At 52.9% G+C, this 21,795-nt stretch carries 22 protein-coding genes and 2 pseudogenes; 13 read left to right on the top strand and 11 right to left on the bottom strand.

The features are described from left to right. The first annotated feature begins 13 nt into the window (after window positions 1-13). From N005_RS28555 to N005_RS26925, 3 genes are all read left to right on the top strand, one after another. The gene (locus tag N005_RS28555) at window positions 14-1,681 is read left to right on the top strand and encodes a TnsD family Tn7-like transposition protein (protein WP_081993368.1); all 1,668 of its coding nucleotides are present in this window, start codon (window positions 14-16) and stop codon (window positions 1,679-1,681) included. Between the two features lie 381 nt (window positions 1,682-2,062). Further along, window positions 2,063-3,694: a TniQ family protein gene (locus tag N005_RS28550; RefSeq protein ID WP_245221698.1), complete on the top strand. Its 1,632-nt coding sequence runs from the start codon at window positions 2,063-2,065 to the stop codon at window positions 3,692-3,694. Window positions 3,695-3,889: 195 nt separating this feature from the next. Further along, window positions 3,890-4,222: a DUF2790 domain-containing protein gene (locus N005_RS26925; RefSeq protein WP_047704189.1), complete on the top strand. Its 333-nt coding sequence runs from the start codon at window positions 3,890-3,892 to the stop codon at window positions 4,220-4,222. Window positions 4,223-4,527: 305 nt separating this feature from the next. On the opposite strand, the gene N005_RS26920 is transcribed toward N005_RS26925, so the two are convergent. The 6 genes and pseudogenes from N005_RS26920 to N005_RS26900 all read right to left on the bottom strand — a co-directional run bounded on the left by N005_RS26920 (window position 4,528) and on the right by N005_RS26900 (window position 9,365). Next, window positions 4,528-4,995, bottom strand: a complete 468-nt coding sequence (locus N005_RS26920; protein ID WP_047703941.1) for a DUF411 domain-containing protein — start codon at window positions 4,993-4,995, stop codon at window positions 4,528-4,530. Further along, window positions 4,985-5,788 (bottom strand): annotated as a pseudogene (locus N005_RS26915) (c-type cytochrome). Before N005_RS26915 ends, N005_RS26920 begins: the two are co-directional and overlap by 11 nt. Before the next feature lie 9 nt (window positions 5,789-5,797). Continuing rightward, window positions 5,798-6,772 (bottom strand): copper resistance protein B, encoded by a 975-nt coding sequence (locus tag N005_RS26910; protein ID WP_047704187.1) that lies wholly within the window; start codon window positions 6,770-6,772, stop codon window positions 5,798-5,800. Then, window positions 6,744-6,992: a hypothetical protein gene (locus tag N005_RS29280; protein ID WP_144402730.1), complete on the bottom strand. Its 249-nt coding sequence runs from the start codon at window positions 6,990-6,992 to the stop codon at window positions 6,744-6,746. Before N005_RS29280 ends, N005_RS26910 begins: the two co-directional genes overlap by 29 nt. Window positions 6,993-7,004: 12 nt before the next feature. Further along, a complete protein-coding gene (locus tag N005_RS26905) occupies window positions 7,005-8,981 on the bottom strand; it encodes a copper resistance system multicopper oxidase (protein ID WP_081993366.1) in 1,977 nt (658 codons plus the stop codon). A 177-nt stretch (window positions 8,982-9,158) separates the two neighbouring features. Further along, the gene (locus N005_RS26900) at window positions 9,159-9,365 is read right to left on the bottom strand and encodes a co-regulatory protein PtrA N-terminal domain-containing protein (RefSeq protein WP_019816895.1); all 207 of its coding nucleotides are present in this window, start codon (window positions 9,363-9,365) and stop codon (window positions 9,159-9,161) included. Between the two features lie 383 nt (window positions 9,366-9,748). Here N005_RS26900 and flgB point away from each other — a divergent pair, with 383 nt between their 5' ends. Further along, entirely contained in the window at window positions 9,749-10,162 is a 414-nt protein-coding gene (gene flgB, locus N005_RS26895; RefSeq protein WP_047703940.1) for a flagellar basal body rod protein FlgB, read from the top strand. A gap of 110 nt (window positions 10,163-10,272) precedes the next feature. On the opposite strand, the gene N005_RS28545 is transcribed toward flgB, so the two are convergent. Beyond that, window positions 10,273-10,473: a heavy-metal-associated domain-containing protein gene (locus N005_RS28545; protein ID WP_019816893.1), complete on the bottom strand. Its 201-nt coding sequence runs from the start codon at window positions 10,471-10,473 to the stop codon at window positions 10,273-10,275. A 360-nt stretch (window positions 10,474-10,833) separates the two neighbouring features. Here N005_RS28545 and N005_RS26890 point away from each other — a divergent pair, with 360 nt between their 5' ends. The 4 genes from N005_RS26890 to N005_RS26875 are packed head-to-tail and all read left to right on the top strand — an operon-like array spanning window position 10,834 to window position 12,634. Beyond that, window positions 10,834-11,109 carry a metal/formaldehyde-sensitive transcriptional repressor gene (locus N005_RS26890; RefSeq protein WP_024616814.1) on the top strand — a complete coding sequence of 92 codons (276 nt, stop codon included), beginning with the start codon at window positions 10,834-10,836 and terminating at the stop codon, window positions 11,107-11,109. Between the two features lie 20 nt (window positions 11,110-11,129). Then, window positions 11,130-12,038 carry a CDF family Co(II)/Ni(II) efflux transporter DmeF gene (gene dmeF / locus N005_RS26885; protein WP_047703939.1) on the top strand — a complete coding sequence of 303 codons (909 nt, stop codon included), beginning with the start codon at window positions 11,130-11,132 and terminating at the stop codon, window positions 12,036-12,038. A gap of 39 nt (window positions 12,039-12,077) precedes the next feature. Further along, window positions 12,078-12,449 carry a hypothetical protein gene (locus tag N005_RS26880; RefSeq protein WP_047703938.1) on the top strand — a complete coding sequence of 124 codons (372 nt, stop codon included), beginning with the start codon at window positions 12,078-12,080 and terminating at the stop codon, window positions 12,447-12,449. A gap of 2 nt (window positions 12,450-12,451) precedes the next feature. Further along, window positions 12,452-12,634 carry a DUF1289 domain-containing protein gene (locus N005_RS26875; protein ID WP_024616838.1) on the top strand — a complete coding sequence of 61 codons (183 nt, stop codon included), beginning with the start codon at window positions 12,452-12,454 and terminating at the stop codon, window positions 12,632-12,634. Window positions 12,635-12,671: 37 nt separating this feature from the next. Here N005_RS26875 and N005_RS26870 read toward each other — a convergent pair whose 3' ends face one another. From N005_RS26870 to N005_RS26860, 3 genes are all read right to left on the bottom strand, one after another. Next, window positions 12,672-15,029 (bottom strand): heavy metal translocating P-type ATPase, encoded by a 2,358-nt coding sequence (locus tag N005_RS26870; protein WP_081993365.1) that lies wholly within the window; start codon window positions 15,027-15,029, stop codon window positions 12,672-12,674. A 180-nt stretch (window positions 15,030-15,209) separates the two neighbouring features. Then, complete coding sequence (locus N005_RS26865) at window positions 15,210-15,740, bottom strand: cupredoxin domain-containing protein (RefSeq protein WP_047703936.1); 531 nt, start codon at window positions 15,738-15,740, stop codon at window positions 15,210-15,212. A gap of 157 nt (window positions 15,741-15,897) precedes the next feature. Then, a complete protein-coding gene (locus N005_RS26860) occupies window positions 15,898-16,251 on the bottom strand; it encodes a co-regulatory protein PtrA N-terminal domain-containing protein (protein ID WP_047703935.1) in 354 nt (117 codons plus the stop codon). 203 nt (window positions 16,252-16,454) lie between these two features. Here N005_RS26860 and N005_RS26855 point away from each other — a divergent pair, with 203 nt between their 5' ends. From N005_RS26855 to copD, 4 genes are all read left to right on the top strand, one after another. Further along, window positions 16,455-17,141: a heavy metal response regulator transcription factor gene (locus tag N005_RS26855; RefSeq protein WP_019816984.1), complete on the top strand. Its 687-nt coding sequence runs from the start codon at window positions 16,455-16,457 to the stop codon at window positions 17,139-17,141. Further along, the gene (locus tag N005_RS26850; RefSeq protein WP_047703934.1) at window positions 17,141-18,529 is read left to right on the top strand and encodes a heavy metal sensor histidine kinase; all 1,389 of its coding nucleotides are present in this window, start codon (window positions 17,141-17,143) and stop codon (window positions 18,527-18,529) included. Before N005_RS26855 ends, N005_RS26850 begins: the two co-directional genes overlap by 1 nt. A gap of 358 nt (window positions 18,530-18,887) precedes the next feature. Next, window positions 18,888-19,271: a copper homeostasis periplasmic binding protein CopC gene (copC, locus tag N005_RS26845; RefSeq protein ID WP_024014909.1), complete on the top strand. Its 384-nt coding sequence runs from the start codon at window positions 18,888-18,890 to the stop codon at window positions 19,269-19,271. 3 nt (window positions 19,272-19,274) lie between these two features. Next, window positions 19,275-20,213 carry a copper homeostasis membrane protein CopD gene (gene copD, locus N005_RS26840; protein ID WP_047703933.1) on the top strand — a complete coding sequence of 313 codons (939 nt, stop codon included), beginning with the start codon at window positions 19,275-19,277 and terminating at the stop codon, window positions 20,211-20,213. Window positions 20,214-20,330: 117 nt separating this feature from the next. Here copD and arsH read toward each other — a convergent pair. After that, window positions 20,331-20,915 (bottom strand): annotated as a pseudogene (gene arsH, locus N005_RS26835) (arsenical resistance protein ArsH); the annotation flags it as partial. Window positions 20,916-20,999: 84 nt separating this feature from the next. Between arsH and N005_RS27885 the strand changes: the two are divergent. Next, window positions 21,000-21,791 carry a phosphatase PAP2 family protein gene (locus N005_RS27885; RefSeq protein ID WP_052126480.1) on the top strand — a complete coding sequence of 264 codons (792 nt, stop codon included), beginning with the start codon at window positions 21,000-21,002 and terminating at the stop codon, window positions 21,789-21,791. The last annotated feature ends 4 nt before the right edge of the window (window positions 21,792-21,795 follow it).

The raw sequence follows: 21,795 nt of genomic DNA, 5'->3' as shown, positions 1-21,795 counted from the left end.
GGAGGGTGGTGAAGTGCACCTTAAACTCCATTTCTTCCCCGCCGCGTTTCCCGACGAGACGCTGCACAGCGTGATTTCTCGCTACGCCCGTCTTTGTGGTGTTCGTAATTGCCAAGCAGCATTTGCCGGACTGAAATCGGCGGCAGCATTTTCACAAAATGTGGCATTCCCGAGCCATCTAGGGGATTTTGTCGACGCGCTACCCAGCGGTACCGAGCTATCGGTAGCCGAGGTCCTCATGCGCCACACATTATTACCCTACTATGCGCCGTTTTTGAGGATGAGCCAGGTTGAACACGCTCGGACGCTGATGACCGCTGATGGGAAAGGCTTGATGTTAAAGCTGGGCGTCAACGCGAGCCGTATTGGATTCGCCTCCCGAGTGCGGTTATGCTCAGAATGTATCGCCCAAGATCAGGCTCAACGGGGAGTCGCTTACTGGCACAGGGTCCACATGCTTCCAGGAGTGCTGGTATGTCCGCATCACGGCACGTCACTCAGGATCCTTGATCCTCGCTGGTCCAGCCGCAGCTCTCGACAACTCAATCTGCCCAATGATGAGAATGTGCAAGCACACACAGTACTTCTCGACACCCCGTTGCGGTGCATGCCGCCGCTTCACGAAATAGCTTTGCGCTCACTTCAGGTCCTTGAGTCTGAAGTCACTGCTTTGTCGGCGGAGGCGGTGCGCTGCACGCTTTTACACAGGGCAACGCAGCTCAACCTTGCTTCTGATAACCATCGCTTGCACCTGCACATGCTGGCGCGGCACATGGCCGATTTTTTTGCCGCACTCCCGCAAGAATGGGAATTTTCTATACTCGGGGAAGTTCGTGCAGGTACACCCGCCTCATGGGTCACCAAGCTGCTTCGTACGCCTATAACCTCCCACCATCCGCTCAAATACATTTTATTGGCCGGTGCTCTGGGCATTGACATGGTGAGCTTGCTGCATGGCCAATGCCATGTGAAACAGGCGGTGGCGTGTGGCCCGGAAGCTCACATTAGACTTCCCACGCGTCCTTCTGCGGTGATGCCTGGTAAAGGCCTGGACTGTTCGTCAGCCGCTGTGTGGAGACGTGCTCTTGAAGGAGCTGATGCCAAAAAGATCGCTGCGGTTCTAGGCGTTTCATTGGCGTATGTCTATCGTCACATCCGAAATGTACCTGGCGGGCAAGATGATTGGAGGGAGGCACGATTTCACATTGAGCTATGCGCAAGACGCGCGGCTTTCGAGGCTGATTATCGATTTTACAAAGCACATGCATGCAGGGGGTATGCGTGGCTGTATCGCCACGATAGGCAGTGGCTTTCGGAGTCAACTGCAAACCCAAGCCCACATCGTACGCCTCGTCTAAATAGCACCGAAATGTTCGCTGCCCTCGATGCGAGACTGGCCGGCGAAGTCCGTCAGTGTGCTGACGCGCTTTATGCTCTTGCGGGTAAGCCTGTCCGCATTTCGCGTACGAGGATTGGTCGTGAGCTTCATGTCCTATCCCGCTTCGAAAAACAGCTCTGCAAGCTTCCTCTCTGTGCAGCGATGCTCGACAAAGTATGTGAACCAATCGAAGGCTTTCACGATAGGCGTCTGCGATGGGCTAGACGCCAATTGTTCTCGGAGGGCAAGTCTGTATCACGTTCTTCGCTCTATAGGCTCGCGAGCATTCGGCCCCCGCTGTAATTCAGCCAGGCATTCCCTCCATCTAAAAAAGTTCTAAATCAATTCACCGTGAACACATTGTTTTTCTGTTAATGAAAATTTGCACCCTCCAGAATAGCGCCGGCATACGCTGGATGATCACAATCACCATCTAAAACGTACTAACCCGCGATCACCCGAAATAGTTTTGCAATCGCCCTTGGCTGACCTACCCGGGTTATCGATACGTGTTCTGTATTTCAAGGAGTACGGGCGCGGCGGGGTTTAGATGAATTCACTACGATTCAAAGTTGAGCGGCTGTTTCATTTCCAAATCCAGACCGGATACAGAATTTTACGGGTTGCATATATACTGCCCCCGGATGCACGTTCTCTTCGACCCCTACCTTTAATTGGTAAATGATGTCTGATCTATTATTTTTTCCCGTGTCGATGCCGGACGAAATGCTGCACTCTCGTGTCACCCGCTATCACTATCTGTCAGGCAATAGAACCGCGACAGAAACCTACCGCGATTTGTTCGCATCGAAACCTTTTTGCATTGGTGGCATCGTACCCAAGCAGATCGAGAGGCTTGCGCACAGGCTGCCGGGGCAATCGGAGAGCAATCTCGCAGAGCTGATCAGTAGCAATACTACTTTTCCTGCTTACCGGCCGTTTCTTGGGGTTAAGCAGGGGCCGGAGAACAACGTAGGACCGCTGGGTTATGACGGGGTGGTACGGGTGCCCCGCAGAGAAGAGTCCACCCATGGCAAGGCTAAGCTTTGTCCTACCTGCGTTCAGGAAGATTTGATTGAGCGGGGTTCTGCCTACTGGCATCGATCTCACCAGATACCCGGTGTTGCCGTCTGTTGGCGTCATGGCGACGCATTGATCCATGCCTGCCCCGAGTGCTCTCGCCCGTTCTACCGAAAATTGAAGCTGCTTCCCAATCTGACTGAGCCATGCGCATGCGGCTGGAGCCCGTTAAACAGCGCAGCAATTCACAAGGGTTCAAAGATGGAACAGAAAGTCGCTCTGTTCGCACACAATATTTTGCAACGCAATATTCCTCCGATAGGCAGTACGGTATTGAGTTCGTGCTACGTCCGCCAATGCAAGAAGCGTGGATTCATTTTCGGAAAAAATGCGGGTATTGCAAAACTATTCGACAGCATCCAAAGCGCTTACGGCGATGAGCTTTTGGCGCAGATTGATCCAGCCTACAACAACGGAAAGCATGAGCAATGGATCCGGCTCAAATCAGATAAAGGTCAGCTAAATATGCCGCTCGCGCGGCATTTGATCATTGCTCTTCATTTGTTTTCCAGTGCAGATAACTTTGAAGAGGCTCTGAAGAATGAGTCTATCCTGCTGAGTGCTGCTGTTTCTCCGCGAGGGCCCAAAGTCGAAGAATCGCGTCTTAGCCAAAAAACCAGATATCGCCAAAAAATTGAGTTGCTTTTAGCGCTACGTACCGATGCCGATATCGAGTACCTCTGGAAGAAGGCGTACAAACCTACGCAATGGATTCTAGAAAACGATAACGCATGGTTAATGGCAAAACTTCGTGCACCTAAGAAAGTTTCCGTTACGGTCGAAAAGTCAGTCGACTCAAGAGACGGCGCCTATGCAGCCCTTATCGAAGCGGGCGTAGATGAGCTATATAAAGTTACGAAAGATTCGAAGAGAGTGAACATTCGGAATTTGCAATCGCTGCTCCCAGGTTCGTTACCTCATGAACTGGATCTGCGCAAGCAGAGGTTCCCCCTGACTTATCAACAGATTAAGATTCATCAGGAGTCAGTATGGCATTTCCGTTTAAGAACTTTGGTATGGACTGTCTCTGAACTCATCAGGATGAAGCTCCCCGTGAATTACTCGACGGTAAGATTGACCTCAGCGGTATCAAGCAAAGTTTTCTTGGTTTTTTCCAGTTTCTTTGAGTGGGATCTGGAAAGCCTGGCGAGAACCGGGGTCGACGCGGAGGCCTTGCTCAGATCTACCGGCGTATCCAGGAATTGGGAGGGACCACCGGTTTCAATAAGTTTTTGAGGGCGTCTGTGTTCCGTCAGCGTCTGCCAACCTTTGGTGATAACAAAAATGCCATCTGGCTTGAAAGCGTGAAAGCGTAAAAGCGGAGTAGGGTCCACCTTTCACATTAGTAACCTTCGCGGCAGCTTTCTGAAAGCTTTCACTTGTTACTCTTTAACTCAGAAAATTGAGCTTTAGGAGAAAATCATGAAAGAAATGACAGCAGTGAAAGCGTTTTGCGCCGCTTCGATTTTGGCCTTATCTTCATTAGCCATGGCTGAAGGAGGCGGTGACCGCGTGTATGGTCGAATGATGCAAGAGAACCAACAGGCAATGGAACAATATGCCTCCAGGAACGGTAAGACTCCTCCTGAAATTGTTCATTATGGATATGGTATGAACCTCGATATCCAGAAGGTCGTCAGTGTCACACGAGTCAATAAAACCTGTGGTGTTGCTCCTTCGCGCATGACCTACGAAGACTCTGCGGGCAAGCTTAACACCGTGGAATATAAGATTATGGCCGACAACTGCCCCCATGGAAGCTAGACAATGAAAATTATTTAAGAACTGAATAATTTCCGTTTGTCCGAAACAAGCTTACTGCTCGCTGACGTAGAAGTAATTTACAGGACAGGCTGAAGTTATTCATTTTATGAAATCATGTCTGTCAGTTGAAAGGTTTCTATTGCGCAGTAAACAATTGCTCAACCACCAGATACATCCCGCCTCCTTGTTTCTCCTTTGGTTTGGGAGGCGGTTTAGGCGCCCTAGTGGCGCCTTTTTTACGTCCGAAATGAGCTATGTCCTCTGCACGGCCATGACCCTTACCATGCTGGAACAAGATTAAAAGATCAGTTTTCGGGGTATTCAGCAATGACGTGGTCGGTGCCTGCTTTGGACAAGCCGATTACCTTATAAGCGTCATGTTTCCCGTCCACTTCCATTCCTGGGGAGCCGGCCGGCATGCCTGGAACGGCAATCCCGAGCAGGTCATCACGTTTGCTCATCGCAATGATTTGCTCGGCGGGCGCGTGACCTTCAACAAACTTTCCGTTGATGGTTGCTGTGTGACAGGACGAGAGCTCAGGAGAAATCCCGAGCCCGCGCTTGATCGCGCTCATGTTGGTTTCCACGTGATCAACGACAGTAAAGCCGCTAGCTTCAAGGTGCTGGACCCATTTCTTGCAACACCCGCAATTAGCGTCGCGATGGACATCGATCGTCAATGGCTCTGTTGCGTGACTGGCTGAACTGATGAACAGAGCCACGAAAGCGGCGAGACGAAGTGCCCGTCTGCGACGAAGAGAGTTATTTCGCATGGGTATGTTCCTTCCCATCAGTATGTGTATGTGATTTGGGCTGTACGGTTGGGGTCGGGGCCGCACCATCTGAAGCTTCCCTACCCTTATGATCGGCGTGGTCAGCAGGCTCGTTTGCAGGCGGCGCTGCGGAGGGGCCATGGGCACGTGCCTTGTTTTTCTCGTCATCATGAGCGCGGACTTCCGCCATCTGGTCGGCAGCACCTACGCCACTTTGCTCCTAGGTCGTTCCATGCTGACCCTCATGGTTGTGCATCACGCTTTCGCCACCACCGTGTTGATGGCCACCGCTACTCGTGATCAGAGCTTTGTATTGCTCTGCATCCAGTGACTGAAGCTGCTGGAGAAATGCCACCATCCCCCATATGTAGGGATCGGCCATGCTTTTGCCCCACGCGGGCATGCCGGTGGATTTGATTCCGTGCTTGATGATCCAAAAAGCTGCGGCTGGGTGCCCATCGACGCCCGGTTTCGAAAGGTTCGGAGGTGCGGGGTAAAGGCTGTTACTCAGTTCGGTGCCTGCAAGGCCCGGAGCCAAATGGCAACCGACACACATAGAGTTGTAGTTGCCAGCACCTTCACGGATGAGGGCTTCTTGGCTCAGGTCGGGGACCTGAATGTCGCGCGAGCGCACTTGTATCGAGCGCTCCCGAGCAATAGAAAGTAGCGCGTAGACGGGTGCGGAGTGCCGATCATCTGCCCCGACATTGATCACGCCGAAATACACCACGCCGGCAGCCGCTGATACGGTGGCCAGACCAGCAGCTATCAGTGCCTTCAGCGTTATCTTCATGCTCGATTCTCAGAACCACATCCGAATACCGGCGACAAAGCGTGCCTCGCTGGCATCTTCACCTTCCTCACGTGCAAAGTCTGCCGTATTGCCATAGGAACGGCTCCAACTCACCCCGATATAAGGGGCAAATTGGCGGACAATCTCATAACGCAATCGGAGCCCCACTTCGGTGTTGGCTAATCCGGACCCGACGCCGCGCTGAGGGTCATTCTTCCCATAAAAATTGACCTCGGCCGTCGGCTGCAAGATCAATCTATTCGTCAGCAGAATGTCGTAATCGCCTTCCAGCCGAGCAGCCGATTGACCGTTCTCACCGATGTAGGCAGTCGCTTCGGCCTCGAAGTTATAAAGCGCCATGCCCTGAATGCCAAGTGCGGCCCAGGTTTGAGGAGACCCTGGTTTGAAATCCTGTCGTACACCGGTGACGACATCCCACCACGGTCCGATGGAGTGCCCCCAGAGCGCGGATAATTCAGCGCTTTCCGTCACGCCATTGGTACGTTCGCCTTCCGAGCGCAACCACAGTCGATCAATGTCACCGCCGATCCATCCTTTCGCGTCCCAGGCCAGCGCACTACCGTTGTCAGCATCCTGGTACTCAAACTTATCCAGCAGCATGAAAGAGTTGGTTTCTTTGTCGTGAACACCATGACCAGCGACGTCTGGAAAGGCGGCTGCACGGTCAGCATCGGTAAGTACGGGAACAGGGGTTCGACTGGTTGTTGTCGTCCCTGCATCCATACTTTCCATGCCGGTCATTTGCCCGTCGTCCATTTTCATCTTGCTGTGGTCCATAGCCCCCATGTTGCTATGGTCCATCGCTCCCATGGAACCATGGTTCATCTTAGAGTGATCCATCTCTTCAGCGGCGTGAGCCACGGCAAAGAAGACAGGACTCGTAGAAACTGCCAATACCATCAACGTTGGGCGTAAAAAATTCCTGGTCATGATCTCAATCCGCCTTCTTGTTTTCTTGGTCATGATCCATCGACCCATGGCGCATCTTGGTATGAGGCATCTTCGGGTGATTCGGCGTTGCCTCGTTTGACGTGGTCGCAGTCTTGTTCGGCGCATCCGCAGAAGTAGCAGGTGAATGATCACCACTTTCTTCGACTGCCAATGCTACGGAGGAGAATCCACCCATCAGGCCAAAGGCAAAGAGGCAACCGACCAGCGATTTACGATTTAGGTGTGTGCTCACAGATCGTCTCCTTTACTCATCAACCCGTACTTCACGGAACATGCCCATTTCCATATGGAAAAGCAGGTGGCAGTGATAGGCCCAGCGACCTAAAGCATCGGCGGTGACCCGATAGCTGCGCTTGGTACCCGGTGGCATGTCGATTGTGTGCTTACGTACCTTGAACTTGCCGTTTTCATCTTCAAGATCGCTCCACATTCCATGAAGGTGGATGGGGTGCGTCATCATGGTGTCGTTTACCAAGGTGATGCGGAGACGCTCCCCGTACTTGAGACGAAGGGGCTCAGCATCAGAAAATTTGATGCCGTTGAAGGACCAGGAAAACTTTTCCATGTGACCGGTCAGATGCAGCTCAATGGTGCGATTGGGCTCGCGGCCATCAGGGTCCTGAAAAGTGCTCTTCAGATCTGAGTAAGTGAGCACCCGTCGACCGTTGTTCCGCAAACCGATACCTGGATCGTTCAGTTTTGGCGTTGGGTTCATGGCCTGCATGTCAACCAACGGGTTGTTGGTTTCGGACGCTGGGTGAGACTGCATCTCGCCTCCCATACCGCCCATCCCTGCCATCTGGCTGTGATCCATGCCGGCCATGTTGGACATGTCGCCTTTGTCCATCCCCGCCATCTTGCTGTGGTCCATGCCGGCCATGTTGGACATGTCACCCTTGTCCATACCTGCCATCTTGCTATGGTCCATGCTGGCCATGTTGGTCATGTCACCGCTGCCCATGCTGGTCATCCCGGTCATGTCACCTTGGTCCATTCCCTGCATCTTGCTGTGATCCATGCCTGCCATACCTGACATGTCACCCTGTTTCATATCGCCGCCGCCCATGCCAGCCATGCTGCCATGGTCCATGCCAGCCATACCGCCCATGCCCATGTCATCCATGGTCAAGAGCGGACGCGGATCGATCGCCGGTACCGGTGCTTTCAGTCCTTCACGAACTGCCAAAGTGCCCCGCGCATAGCCGGTTCTATCCATGGACTGGGCAAAGATTGTGTAAGCCTTCTCGGTGGCAGGCTCAACAATCACGTCATAAGTTTCTGCCACGGCGATTCGGAATTCATCGACACTGACTGGTTGGACATGTTGGCCGTCGGCCGCCACCACGGTCATTTTCAAACCAGGAATGCGTACATCGAAATAGCTCATCGCTGAGCCATTGATGAAGCGCAGGCGCAGCTTTTCGCCAGGCTTAAAAATACCGGTCCAGTTGCCGTTCGGCGCTTGGCCATTCATGAGGTAGGTGTAGGTATCCCCGCTGACGTCTGCCAAATCAGTGGGGTTCATCTTCATTTCAGCCCACATTTTCCGGTCGGCGACGGCAGCGGACCAACCTTGCTTACTGACGTCGTCGATGAAGTCGCCCACGGTACGTTTGTGGTGGTTGTAGTAGTCCGATTGTTTCTTGAGTTTGGCCATGACGCGACCAGGATCCTCATCGGTCCAGTCAGTCAGCATCACCACATAGTCGCGATCGTATTGAAACGGCTCAGGCTCTTTCGAATCGATTACGATTGGCCCATAAACGCCTGCCTGCTCTTGTAACCCGGAGTGGCTGTGGTACCAGTACGTGCCGTTTTGATGCACGTTGAACTTGTACTCGTACATGCCGTCCGGCGCGATGCCGTGGAAACTCAAACCCGGTACCCCATCCATGTTGGCAGGCAAAATGATGCCGTGCCAGTGAATGGAGGTGTCTTGCTCCAGACGGTTTTTCACGCGCAGAGTGACCGTCTCTCCTTCGCGCCAACGCAGCAAAGGCCCCGGCAACGAGCCATTGATGGTCATGGCTGTGCGCGGCGAGCCAGTGATGTTTACCGGCGTTTCACCAATAAACAGATCAAATTCGTTGCCGGTGAGGACGCTCGGCAGACCTGGACTGGTCACTGCCCATACAGGAGTGCGCCACAGACCAAGGCCGCCAAGGATGCCGCCGGCGGCTAGGCCTTTAACGAATGTCCGTCTAGAGGTTTTGGAATGCATGCCGTTTATTTCCAATCAGTCAAAAGGGAGCCGTTCAAATCAACCCGTGAGTTGGCAAGATGAGCTTCGCTTACCGAAAAAAAGACGAATTTTTCATTGCAAGCGAGCTCAGAAATTGCCACATCTAAACCACCTTCGTGATTACATTTCTGTCAGCTTGGCTGCGTGCCTAATCGTTCAGCAGTTTTTATGATCCATCGCTTTGGCTTTGCTTTCAGCGACAGGCGGTTGAGCGCTCTGCGTTTGAGCTACCTGGTACGATTCCATCGAATTCGTCCTGGCCACTTCCATACGTGCGAAAGTCCGGTCACCACCGCCTTCAGCCATGGCCAGAGTGGAAACGGTCAGCGCTGCGACGACGAACAAGGTTTTGATGGTGTTCATATGGGCTACCTCAGATGTGAGAAAATATCCCCTCTGAATCCCATCATGGATTGGACTCTTTGGGGGTGAGCAATAGACTCAGCTGGACTATAAGAGATACCCCCTGTCAGGAAGCTTAGGCCAATATTACAGTTGTGTCAGTTTGGGATATTTTTCTTGAAGTACACGCTATTTAATACGTATGGTCTCCATCTTTTCGCATTGCCCAACATTTATTGTAAATAAGATTGAAGTGTAATCATTGCTTTGGGTTCCATTAATTCTCACGGAGGCGATGTTCTAGGTCTCTCCATTAAAATTAATAGGAGGCTTGAATGCGCTGCTGCAACAGCTGAGTATTCAATGATCTAAGAAGATAGTAATGCCACCGAGGGTGACTAATTGTGACTATTAATTTTGAGAAAGCACTAGGCTCCGCAGAAAGAGCGTTAGTTTATCGTGGCCAGAGAGCTGAGATCTTGAGTAACAATATCGCGAACGCTGACACTCCGAACTTCAAAGCCCAGGGCTTGGATTTTTCTACTGTGCTCGCCAGCCAAACAAAAGAACCTGCTACCACTGCGTTTTCTTTGAAAACAACAAACGCAAAGCATTTTCTTGAGAAAGAATCGGCGGTGGCTGAGTACGGGCGCGACTTGCTTTACAGCACGCCGGCTCAACCTGCCTTGGACCAAAATACTGTCGATCAGCAGGTCGAGGTCGCCAAATACACGGAAAACGCAATACGTTTCGACGAGGCTTTTACTCGGTTGAACGGAGCATTCAAGGGTTTGCTCAAAGCTCTGCGCGGTGACTAGCAGCGCAGCCGCATGCCAGCCCATTTTGACCGACACAGCAGCTTAAGTACTCCTGGATTCAGAGGTATTCTCCTCCAGACGGCGCTCTACTCAGGAGTAGGAGTCTCCGTTCAATGGCTGATCTTGGAAGGAAAGCCAACCGCCTCCACAGCTTTACGAAGCTGTTCCGCGTTTTCGCTGCTTTCAACACTCACCTTACCTGTTGATCGATCGACGGAGACCGTAGCGTTGTCGTCCAGTGCCTGGATCGCTCTGGTGATTTTGCCGACGCAGCTGCCGCATCCAATGCCTGATACATCTAAGACGACCATGTTAATTATCCTCGTGCTGAGCGGTGTCTTTTCGCCGCAGCTAAAGCATCGACGTTGACACCATGGCAAGGTCAACGATTATCTAATCAAGGCCGTGAGCGTAGATTTCGAGAGTTTTACGGGACTTGACCACTCGGCGGCTAATTAGCTCGCTACCGTTTGAACGGTTTCCAGGAGTGCGCCCTATGGTTCTCGTCGGTAAAGGTCGGCTAACGGCAACATTGCGGCTCTCTTGCTTGATCCAACGATTTTGTAAGCCTCTCGTTTCGTCAACGGCTTTGATCTGTCCTCCCGCGAACCTTGCATAGGTATAGGGGGGAGGCCTATCATGCGAACTTGTATAGGTAGGGGGGGTATAGCGTGGCCCATATCGCATCACACAAAGACGATCTTCTTAAACGTGTAAAACGTATTGCCGGGCAAATTCAGGCTGTTGAACGAGCATTGGAATCGGATCTCGACTGCGCCAAGACACTACATCTTGTTGCGGCCACTCGGGGTGCCATCAACGGGCTGATGGAGGAGATCATCGAGGATCATGCACGAGCGCATGTCGCGAACCCTGCGCTTAGCGAAGAAGAGCGTAACAAGGGCGTCGAAGAGCTTCTTGAAGCTATCCGCCGGTACTCCAAGTGAATGCATCCAGGTAAACACGTATGAGCAGGACCAACATCGATTACACACACGACCACGTGTTTCTAGGCTCAGCGCACGATGAGAATGCCAAGCGTACGCTTTGGGTTGTAGCACTCACGGTGGTAATGATGATCGGGGAGATCACCGCCGGCTATATCACGGGTTCGATGGCGTTACTGGCCGATGGCTTCCACATGGCAACTCATGCCGGCGCATTGGGCATCGCGGCGGCCGCTTACGGATACGCAAAACGCCACGCTACTAGCCAGCGCTACAGTTTTGGTACAGGAAAGGTTGGAGACTTGGGCGGGTTCGCCTCGGCGCTGATTCTCGGCATTGTTTCGTTGGGCATTGGCGTTGAATCGGTCATGCGTTTGTTGCAGCCAACACCGGTTCAGTTTGGCACCGCGACCCTCATCGCCGTTGTCGGTTTGCTCGTCAACATTGTCAGTGCCCTGCTGCTGGGGCATGGGCATGGGCATGGGCACGACCACCCTCATTCCCACAACGGAAACGACAACAACTTGAGGTCGGCCTATGTCCACGTCATTGCAGACGCGTTGACGTCGATTCTGGCCATCGCTGCCTTGCTTGCCGGTCGGTATCTGGGCTGGGTGTGGCTCGACCCGGTCATGGGTATCGTCGGCGCTATCGTTATCGCGCGTTGGGCCTGGACCTTGATGAGGGTAACTGCGGGCGTGTTGCTCGATCAGACCGACGCGCACGTTGCCAAGGAAATCCGCGAACTCGTTGAGAAACCGGGTGGCGCTACCATTACAGACTTGCACGTTTGGAGGGTGGGGCCTCAAGCGCGCGCGGCGATCGTCAGCGTTCTAGGTGAAGCCACTGTGAACGCCGACAGCATTCGTGAACGTCTCAAAACGGTTCACGAAGTCAGCCACCTGACCGTCGAGTTCCGGCAGACATGACTCAGCGCCTGTCCAGCACAAACTCTATAGGAAACACCGATGCCGCCCGGTAAACGTGAACTGGCTCGGATCGAGCGGCAGTTGATCGTCACGCTCACCGACGCGTGCGAAACAGCAAAGGACGAGATAAAGGGGTTTATTTGGCTCACTCACACCGCTGACCTAAGTGCGTTGGCTGAAACTCTGAAGGTCATCTGGGTGTTCGAAACCCTGGCTGACAGGAAGCGGGCCGAGATTGACGCGAAGGCCCGCATCTTTGAGTTGACCGCGATCGCCCTGAAAGAGGCCGATCTTGACCTGCCTGTTTCAGACCGCAGTGTCCGCTTCGACTCGGAGCAAGAGTGCCAACGCACGCACATAGGCGACTGGAAACGTCGCATGGCTCAACTACATAAAGCTAAGGAGGACTGACCATGGCAAAAGAAATCGAGAATCCGTGTATCTCGGTTTGCCAACTCAGTGGTGATCTCTGTGTGAGCTGCGGGCGAAGCAAGGAAGACATCAGAAAGTGGAAGCGCATGAAGCGGCCTGAAAAAATGGCCGCTGTGCAAAGGGCGAATGCGCGCTTAAAGGGACTGAAGAAAGCACATGGATAGCCATTCCCCCGAGTTAAAACCGCTGCAATTTTGAAGGTCAGTCAACTCGGGTATTCCTCAGCCTCAATGCATTGAAAACTACCGACGCGGAACTCACGCTCATGGCTATGGCAGCAATCATTGGCGACAGGAGGTGTCCCGTCAATGGATAAAGTAAACCAGCGGCAAGGGGTATACCCATTGAGTTGTAGAGAAAAGCGAAGCCCAAATTCTGGCGCATGTTTTTAACTGTGGCGACCGAAAGAGCTCGTGCTCGTAAGATCCCCATCAGGTCACCTTTTACCAGTGTGAGTTGCGCGCTATTCATCGCCACGTCAGTCCCCGTTCCCATGGCTATCCCCACATCTGCGCGCGCCAGGGCTGGAGCATCGTTGATACCGTCACCTGCCATGGCCACTTTTCGCCCGTGTTGCTGCAGGTCTGCCACCAGGCGCTCCTTGTCTTGGGGTTTGACTTCACCGTGGACCTCTTCAATCCCCATCTCCCTGGCGACAGCCCGAGCGGTTGTAAGCCCGTCTCCAGTAGCCATGATGATTCTCACGTTGTGAGCCTTAAGCTTGGTGACGGCCTCTTTTGAGGTTGGCTTGATCGGATCTGATACGGCCAACAAACCTGCCAATTCGCCGTCGACTGCGAGATAGATAATGCTGATGCCGTCAAGTCGCAACACCTCAGCGCGCTCTTGTAGGGGCTTGGTGCTCACGCCTGCGGCTTCCATTAACGCGGTGTTCCCCAGCTGGAGCTTCTTGCCATCAACAACGCCACTGACCCCGATACCCGAACCAGACTCAAAGGATTCCGGCTTGGTGAGCTTGATCTTCTCGGCTCGGGCGTGATCGACGATCGCATGTGCTAATGGATGCTCGCTGCCCTGATCAAGGCTGGCAGCCAGGTGCAGGACGTCGTCGGGATTGAAGGTGGGAGTGGCCTCCACGCTGTGAAATACGGGCCGTCCCTCTGTCAGGGTGCCTGTCTTGTCGACAATCAGCGTGTCGATTCTGCAAAGGCTTTCAATTGCACTGGCATCTCTGAACAAAACACCCATGCTGGCTGCTTTACCTGTCGACACCATGATCGACATAGGCGTAGCAAGTCCCAACGCACAGGGACAAGCGATGATCAGCACGGCGACAGCGTTGATTAGACCAAACACCCAACTGGGCTCAGGGCCGAAAAGCCCCCAACCGATAAATGTCATTATCGCAATCGTGATAACACCCATCACGAAGTAGCCGGCAATCGAGTCGGCCATTCGTTGCATCGGCGCCTTGGAACGCTGAGCTCTTGCGACCATCTGTACTATCTGTGACAGCATGGTTTCGGCACCGACCTTCTGCGCCTCCATCACCAAGCTTCCATGCGTATTCAGCGTGGCGCCGATCAGGCTATCTCCAGCTTTCTTCATTACCGGTACTGGCTCGCCAGTGAGCATCGACTCATCCACCGCACTTTCACCCTCAAGTACCGAACCATCAACCGGCACCTTTTCACCTGGTCTGACCCGTAAGTGGTCTCCTAGGTGCACATGGGTGAGAGGAATGTCTTCCTCCTGGCCATCGGCATTGATCCGGCGTGCAGTTTTTGGCGAAAGGCCGAGAAGAGACTTAATGGCGGCGGAGGTTTGTGATCGGGCTTTGAGCTCAAGGATCTGGCCAAGCAAGGTAAGCGAGATGATGACCGCTGCGGCTTCGAAGTAAACGCCGATACGTCCATCTTGCATGAAATTGGCGGGAAAGCTTTGGGGGAAGAGCGTTGCTATGACGCTGTACAGATAAGCTGCGGCGGTGCCCAACCCAATTAGAGTCCACATGTTGGGGCTACGATTTTTAACCGAGGCCAGGCCCCTTACAAAAAAAGGCCATCCTGCCCATAAGGTCACGGGTGTCGCCAGAGCGAACTCGATCCAGTTTTGAGCCGAACCATGAAGAAGTTGTAACGAGTGACCCGCCATCGCGAGCACGGTCACGACCACGGTTAAGGGCAGCGACCACCAGAAGCGGCGATTGAAATCCCGGAGTTCAGGATTTTCTTCTTCATTAAGCGCGGGCATGACAGGCTCTAGTGCCATGCCGCATTTAGGACAGTTACCAGGTTCGGTCTGGCGTATTTCAGGGTGCATCGGGCACGTAAATTCAGTGCCCGTTTGTACCGCAGACTTCGGCGTTGTGCTGTCTGACTCGTCGTGCACCACATGACCACTGTAGCGCTCAGGGGCCGCGCGAAACTTCTCCTGGCATTTCAGGCTACAGAACCGATACGTCTGTCCTTGGTAAGTCTCAGCAAATTTACTCGACGAAGTGACTGCCATTCCACACACCGGGTCATGTAGATCAGCATCATCCCGGGAAGCAGCATGGGTGTGATTATGGTCGTGATGGCCAGAGGTGGTAGGCATGTCTATTCCCCTTGAAAGGTGCTACTAGAAATGAGCATGTTCAATACAACGCTGATTTGCGTCTCCAACGTGGTGCGGTGATGTTTCCGCCGGACCCTGGCTGAGTAAGCGTTGCTATGTTCCTTGCGACATAGCGTAGCCAACTCTTGCGTCGGGCCAGCAGAAACATCCGGCTCCGGTTTATTTCAGATCAAACTCGCCGACCATCCCCGATTGGTAATGGCCCGGCACGTTGCAGGCAAACTGAAGCCCTGCACTGTCGTTGAAGGTCCAGATCAGCTCTTTGGTTGAGCCAGGCTCAATCAGGACACTGTTAGGGTCGTTATGCTCCATTGCGACCATCTTCATTCCGCCCATGCCGTGGCTCATGCCGCTCATCTTTCCGGTATCGGTAGGACTTAGTGTTCCGTTCTCGAACATGCTTGCCATTTCCTTCTGGTGTGCTGCATGAGCAGCGGCTTTGCCGATGTTGAACTCATGCAGCAGCGAACCCTCGTTGCGAAGGACAAATCGGATTGTTTCACCAGGTTTTACGTCTATGCTTTTAGGCTTGAAAAAAATGTCGCCCATCTCGACCTCTACCGTGCGGGTAACGTCAGAGGCCACGCCAAGCTGGCCTATGTCGTCTTGTCCATGCCCTGCATTGGCCATAGCCGTGGCAGCGAAAAACAGGGCCATTGTTGCGATGAACGGGGAAGCGAGCGTTTTCATGGTGACCTCAGGAGTACGTGGGAACATTAACTATGCTAATGATGTTCAGCTGCCAGCTAACTGACTTGGGCATTACTTCTCTGTCAGTTTTCTAAATAGATACGGCGTCCAATTGACGCCGCAACGAGTTGCTGACAAGTACATATTAAGGGGGCGTTTACTGATGCTTTTCTGAAACCATCAATTTGTGCTCGCGCTGCATCTGGCGCACAACGTCATCGACGATTTTGTCGTGCTTCTCCATCCAGGCTAGATGCTCTTGAGGTGACATTGAGGCATCTGGGTGATCGTTGTGGAGTTGGCTCATGATGTCGCCAAGCATCTTCATGTGCTCTGCCATGTGGACGTGACGCTCTCCTTCAGGGGCTTGTTCAGCTTTCATCAACGTGGCTTCGGCCTTGTCGCGTAAACCTTCCATACGCTCAATGACACGATCTCCGCCGCTTTCAGCCCACACAGAAGCCGAGGCGAGTATCGAGCTTACAAAAAACAGCATTTTCAGGCGGTTCATAGGGTCGCTCCTCATGAGGGAATCCGACTTCCATACGATTCATCGCTCAGAAGTCGGTCGAGCACCAATGAAGTGCTCATGTCTGAACCCTAGCCAGCACTCGCTGACATCTACCTGAAGTCAAGATTACTTTTCTGTCAGTTGCTGGTTGGCAGCCAGTTTTCGTTGCAGACTCCGCTTAACCTTTATCTGAGAACGACCTCATGAGACTTCTTGTCGCTGAAGACGAACCAAAAATAGGTATCTATTTGCAGCAAGGGCTCAACGAGGCCGGGTTCAATGTCGACCGTTTCACGAATGGAAAAGAAGCGCTTCAGCACGCTTTGAGCGAAGCTTATGATCTGCTAATTCTCGACGTCATGATGCCGGGTTTGGATGGCTGGGAAGTCCTGCAGAAGGTGCGCGCTTCCGGGAAAGACGTCCCGGTGCTTTTTCTCACCGCCAGAGACCGCGTTGAAGACCGAGTGAAGGGACTTGAACTCGGTGCGGATGACTATCTGATCAAACCCTTCGCGTTTTCTGAATTGCTTGCTCGAGTCAGAACGTTGCTGCGTCGCGGTAGCAGCGCACCTTCGCAAACCTTTATGAAACTGGCTGACCTTGAAGTGGACCTGCTCAAGCGTCGAGCCATCCGAGGAGGCAAACGCATAGACCTTACGGCCAAAGAGTTCGCGTTGCTTGAGCTTCTGCTGCGTCGACGAGGTGAGGTGCTGCCAAAATCTCTTATCGCCTCCCAAGTTTGGGATATGAACTTCGACAGCGATACCAACGTTATCGAGGTTGCAGTGAGACGGCTCAGGGCGAAGATAGACGACGATTTTGAGGTCAAGTTGATTCATACCTCAAGGGGAATGGGTTACATGCTCGATGCACCCGATTCGGAGTCGTGATGAACCGGATGTCCCTGACAACTCGTATGAGTCTGATGTTTATGCTCGCGGTTACGGCCGTGCTCACGGTCGCCGGACTCAGTTTCAATAACCTCAGTCGGCATCATTTCAAGATGCTGGATCAGCAGGCATTGTACGAGAAGCTCCACTCGACCCAGCGGATCTTGTCCGGGCTGAGCAGCATCGATCAATTCAGCGAGGCTAAACCGGAGTTAGAGGCGCTGCTGGGCGCTCACCGTGATTTGACTGCGCTTATCATCGATGGCGACGGCAAGGTGCTGTTTGCGGATCCCGGCCCGGTCAACGTGCCAGAGGCGTTTCGCACAACCACAAACACAACTGTTTGGGAATGGCGGGAGCAAGAGCAGATGTTCCGTGGTGTGACTGCGCAATCCTTAGTGACGGGACAAGAAAAGCCATTAACTGTCATGTTGATTTTTGACGTGACGCAGCATATGTCCTTTTTCGAGACGCTCGAGCGATGGTTTTGGATAGGGTTGGTGATCAGTGCATTGGTCAGTGCTGCACTCGGCTGGATGGTCGCTAGCAGTGGCATGCGGCCTATCCGCCAGGTCACAAGGGTTGCTGCCTCCATGTCGGCAAAATCACTCAAGGAGCGTATTCCCCTGGCACCCGTTCCGAAAGAGCTTCAACAGATGGTGTTGTCGTTCAACGCCATGTTATCCAGGCTCGACGATGCATTTGTCCGGTTATCCAACTTTTCGGCAGACATTGCCCACGAACTACGGACCCCCGTGAGCAACTTGATGACCCACACTGAAGTGGTGCTTTCAAGAAAAAGAAACATCGAGGACTACGAAGACAATTTGTACTCCAATCTTGATGACTTGAAGCGCATGAGTCGGATGATTGATGACATGCTTTTTCTGGCGAAGTCAGACAACGGTCTAATTACCCACGAGAACAAGCCAATAGACTTGGAGTCTGTCGTGGAAAAATTGCTTGAGTACTACCGCCTGTTGGCTGATGAACGAGGGATCGAGCTCAAGGTTTCAGGACGGGGCAGCGTGCGAGGTGATGTCCTTATGCTAGACCGGGCCATTTCCAATCTGCTCTCAAATGCGCTGCGCTACACCTATGAAGGGACGTCAATCAATGTCGATATTCAGCACAAGGACGCGTCGGTAACGGTTGTCGTGGAAAACCATGGTGAGCCAATTGCCCCCGAACACCTTGAGAAGCTATTTGATCGATTTTATCGCGTGGATCCAGCGCGGCGAGAAGGAAGTCCGAGCAATGCAGGGCTAGGTCTGTCGATTACCCGATCAATTGTCGAAGCGCACAATGGCAAGATCTGGTGTACGTCAGGCACCGGGAAAACGGCTTTTCATCTCGAGTTTCCGGCCGTCGATTCAACGGTTAGCTGAGCGACGAACATTTGTGATCAACGGCGTCTGGCGTTCTGCGCTTAGCTACGCCTCTGCGAATTTTGCTGATCGATTTAACTCCCCGGTCCTGCGGTACGCCGTCTCTTTTCCAGACCTTGCTACGCTCAACGATTAGATGCCAAACATCGTATCAAGCTGACTGAAATGTAATCGAACAGTTTGTGATCGTGTGGCATCGTGTTCTCGCACTGTGACGTTAGGGCTAGCGAGCTTCTCCTGTTTAACCTGGCGAAGAGGACGGGGGCTCCGAGTTAATCAACAGTGGTTTTAAAGAAATTAAAAACTAGTTCCTCCCAAAAAACCTCGAATCAACAGCGCTTGCTGTGAGGAGTCTTGCATGTCATTCCTTAAAACTACGTCCGTGGCTGTTGCAATCACTGCTGGTTTGCTTCTGAGTGCAGTGGCCCAAGCACATCCAAAACTACTTTCTTCCACTCCGGCAGAAGGCTCGGATGCGGCGGCTCCGTCGAAAATCGAACTGCATTTTTCTGAGAATCTCACCACTCAGTTCTCCGGTGCAAAGCTGATCATGACCGACATGCCTGGCATGCCTAACTCACCCATGGGTGTAAAGGCCGCTGTCGCTGCTGGTGGTGATCCGAAAACCATGGTGATTACGCCGGCTGCACCGCTGACCACCGGTACCTACAAAGTTGAATGGCGTGCAGTGTCCTCGGACACCCACCCGATCACCGGCAACTTTTCATTCAAAGTGAAATGATCCATGAGCGACTCATTAAATATCGTGGTTCGCTTTGCTCTCTATTTTGACCTGATGTTGTTATTTGGACTGGCCATATTTGGCTTGTACAGTCTCAGGGGAAAGGAAAGGGTATCGGGCACGGTCTTGAACTTTGAGTCGCTTCTTTACGGTACTTCTATTGCAGGTGTAGCTCTGTCCCTTGCTGCGATGTTGTTGCTTGCAAAAGCAATGAGCGGTGTATCGGAGCTTATGGAGCTACATCACCACATTTTTGAAATGGTCATCATGGGCACCGATGTTGGGTTGACCTGGATGGTTCGGATAGCCGCCTTGCTGGGGGCAATTCTGGGCGTCGCGTTGAATAAACGATTTCCGACACCCAGTCTCTGGATCGTCACCGTCTGTGGAGCAATCGCGTTGGCCACGCTAGCCTGGACAGGGCATGGTGCCATGGACGAAGGCAGCCGCCGCTACTGGCATTTTCTCAGCGATATTTTCCATTTATTAGCGGCAGGTGGCTGGCTGGGTGCTCTAGCGGCCTTCGCCCTACTGCTGCGGTTGAAATCACTGAAGGGTGAAGAGGAAGCACGAATTCTAGCCCGCGTGCTGACTGGCTTTGAGTCGGCCGGCGGTGTGATCGTTGCGATCATAAGCGTAACGGGAGTAGTAAATTACCTTTTCATCGTCGGTCCCAACCTTGATGAGGTCATGCTGAGTACCTATGGTCAGTTGCTGTTTTTGAAGATACTGCTCTTTGCTGGAATGATCGTTTTAGCCACGCTGAACCGCTTTCACTTAAGCCCGCTATTCGAGCGCTCAGTTCGCAATGGTCAATACTCTGTAGCGGTCAATGCCTTGCGCCGCAGCATGAAATTCGAATTCCTGATGGCAATCCTCATCATCTGTCTTGTCGCATGGTTAGGCACGCTAAGTCCTGAAATGGAAATGAGCGCGCAATAGAGGTTTCTGGCGGCTAACCAAGAAGCCTGGAACGTGATTGTTAGGTAAGCGTCCAGCCATCACACATTGTAATTGAGACCGTGTAATGGCTGACTGAACCTCCTATCCGAGCGTTTCCTAGATAGTTCGTTGATTCATCCTAGCCGATAGAGCTTCCGCGCTTTCTTTTCGCTCCGAATATCGATCAACCAGATAGTCTTCACGGCCACGAACCAGCAGCGTGAACTTCACCAGTTCCTCCATCACATCGACTACACGGTCGTAGTACGGCGAAAGCTTCATTCGGTCAGCGTCGTCGAACTCCAGATACGCCTTCGGCACGGACGACTGATTCGGGATGGTCAGCATGCGCATCCACCGACCGAGAACACGCATCTGGTTCACAGCGTTGAATGACTGAGATCCGCCGCACACCTGCATCACCGCGAGTGTTTTACCTTGAGTGGGCCACACGGCACCCATGGTCAAAGGAACCCAGTCGCTCTGCGCTTTGAATACTCCGGACATAGCGCCATGACGCTCCGGGGAACACCACACCTGTCCGTCTGACCAAAGCACCAGATCACGCAACTCTTGTATTTTCGGGTTTTCGACTGGCGCGTCATCCGGCAAAGGAAGACCTGACGGATCGAATATCACCGTCTCGGCGCCCATGTGCTGGAGCAGACGTGCCGCCTCTTGCGTCAACAGACGGCTGATGGAACAGGAAGGCGGATTTCACAGGCTCTTTACATTAGCTCATACACAGTCGACCTTTGAGTGGCACGTATCTCATTGGGAGGACGAATGGGCACCAACGCGAATGCACTGTGTTTTCTGGTTGGCGTGGTTCTGATGATTATTTTCGGGCGGTTTCTCGTGCGGTCAGTGTTGTTGAAAACGCTCAAGTCGAGGTCTACAGGGGCGGATGTGAGGTTTGAGTTCAGACACCTGCTGGCAGCTGCCGTCATCACGGGGTGCCTCATCCTCGTGCAGGCCTGTTTAGTGCTGAAGTGGAGTGGCATGGCCTACATCGACGCTCAGGTCAACGCGTTGTTCGAGCCATTTCGTACTCCTTGGCTGCTCCAGCTCTTTGTACAGGTCACCTCCCTGGGCACTATTCTCTCGATGGGCGTGATAGCGGTGATCGTGTCAGCGCTGCTGTGGTCAATGGGCCGCTTGGCAATGCTGATACCACTGTGGAGTTCGTTCCTGGGGGCTGAGGTGACGACCTGGACGGTCAAGTATGGTATCGACCGAGCCAGGCCTGATTTTCTTCAGGGTATCACCGAGGCGAACCCATCGTTTCCGAGCGGTCATGCGACTGCCGCTACCGTCGTCTTCGGCTTCATCGGCTTCATCATTGCCCGAGAACTTCCAACCCGAAGCCTCAGAGTCGAGGTCGGGTTCTGGTCAGCCATGGTTATCACCGCCATATGCTTGAGCAGGCTATTTCTCAGCCTGCATTACCTTAGTGATGTGATCTGTGGATCTCTGGTTGGATCATTCTGGTTATTGATGGGGGTAGCATTCGTTCGATGGCAGTCCTTGACCAATGAAGCTGTGTTTGTCGACATGTCGCATCGGCGAGAACACTGATGTC

It is taken from the genome of Pseudomonas mediterranea CFBP 5447, assembly GCF_000774145.1.
Taxonomy (GTDB): Bacteria; Pseudomonadota; Gammaproteobacteria; order Pseudomonadales; family Pseudomonadaceae; genus Aquipseudomonas; species Aquipseudomonas mediterranea.
This window is presented reverse-complemented; position numbering and strand designations above follow the sequence as displayed.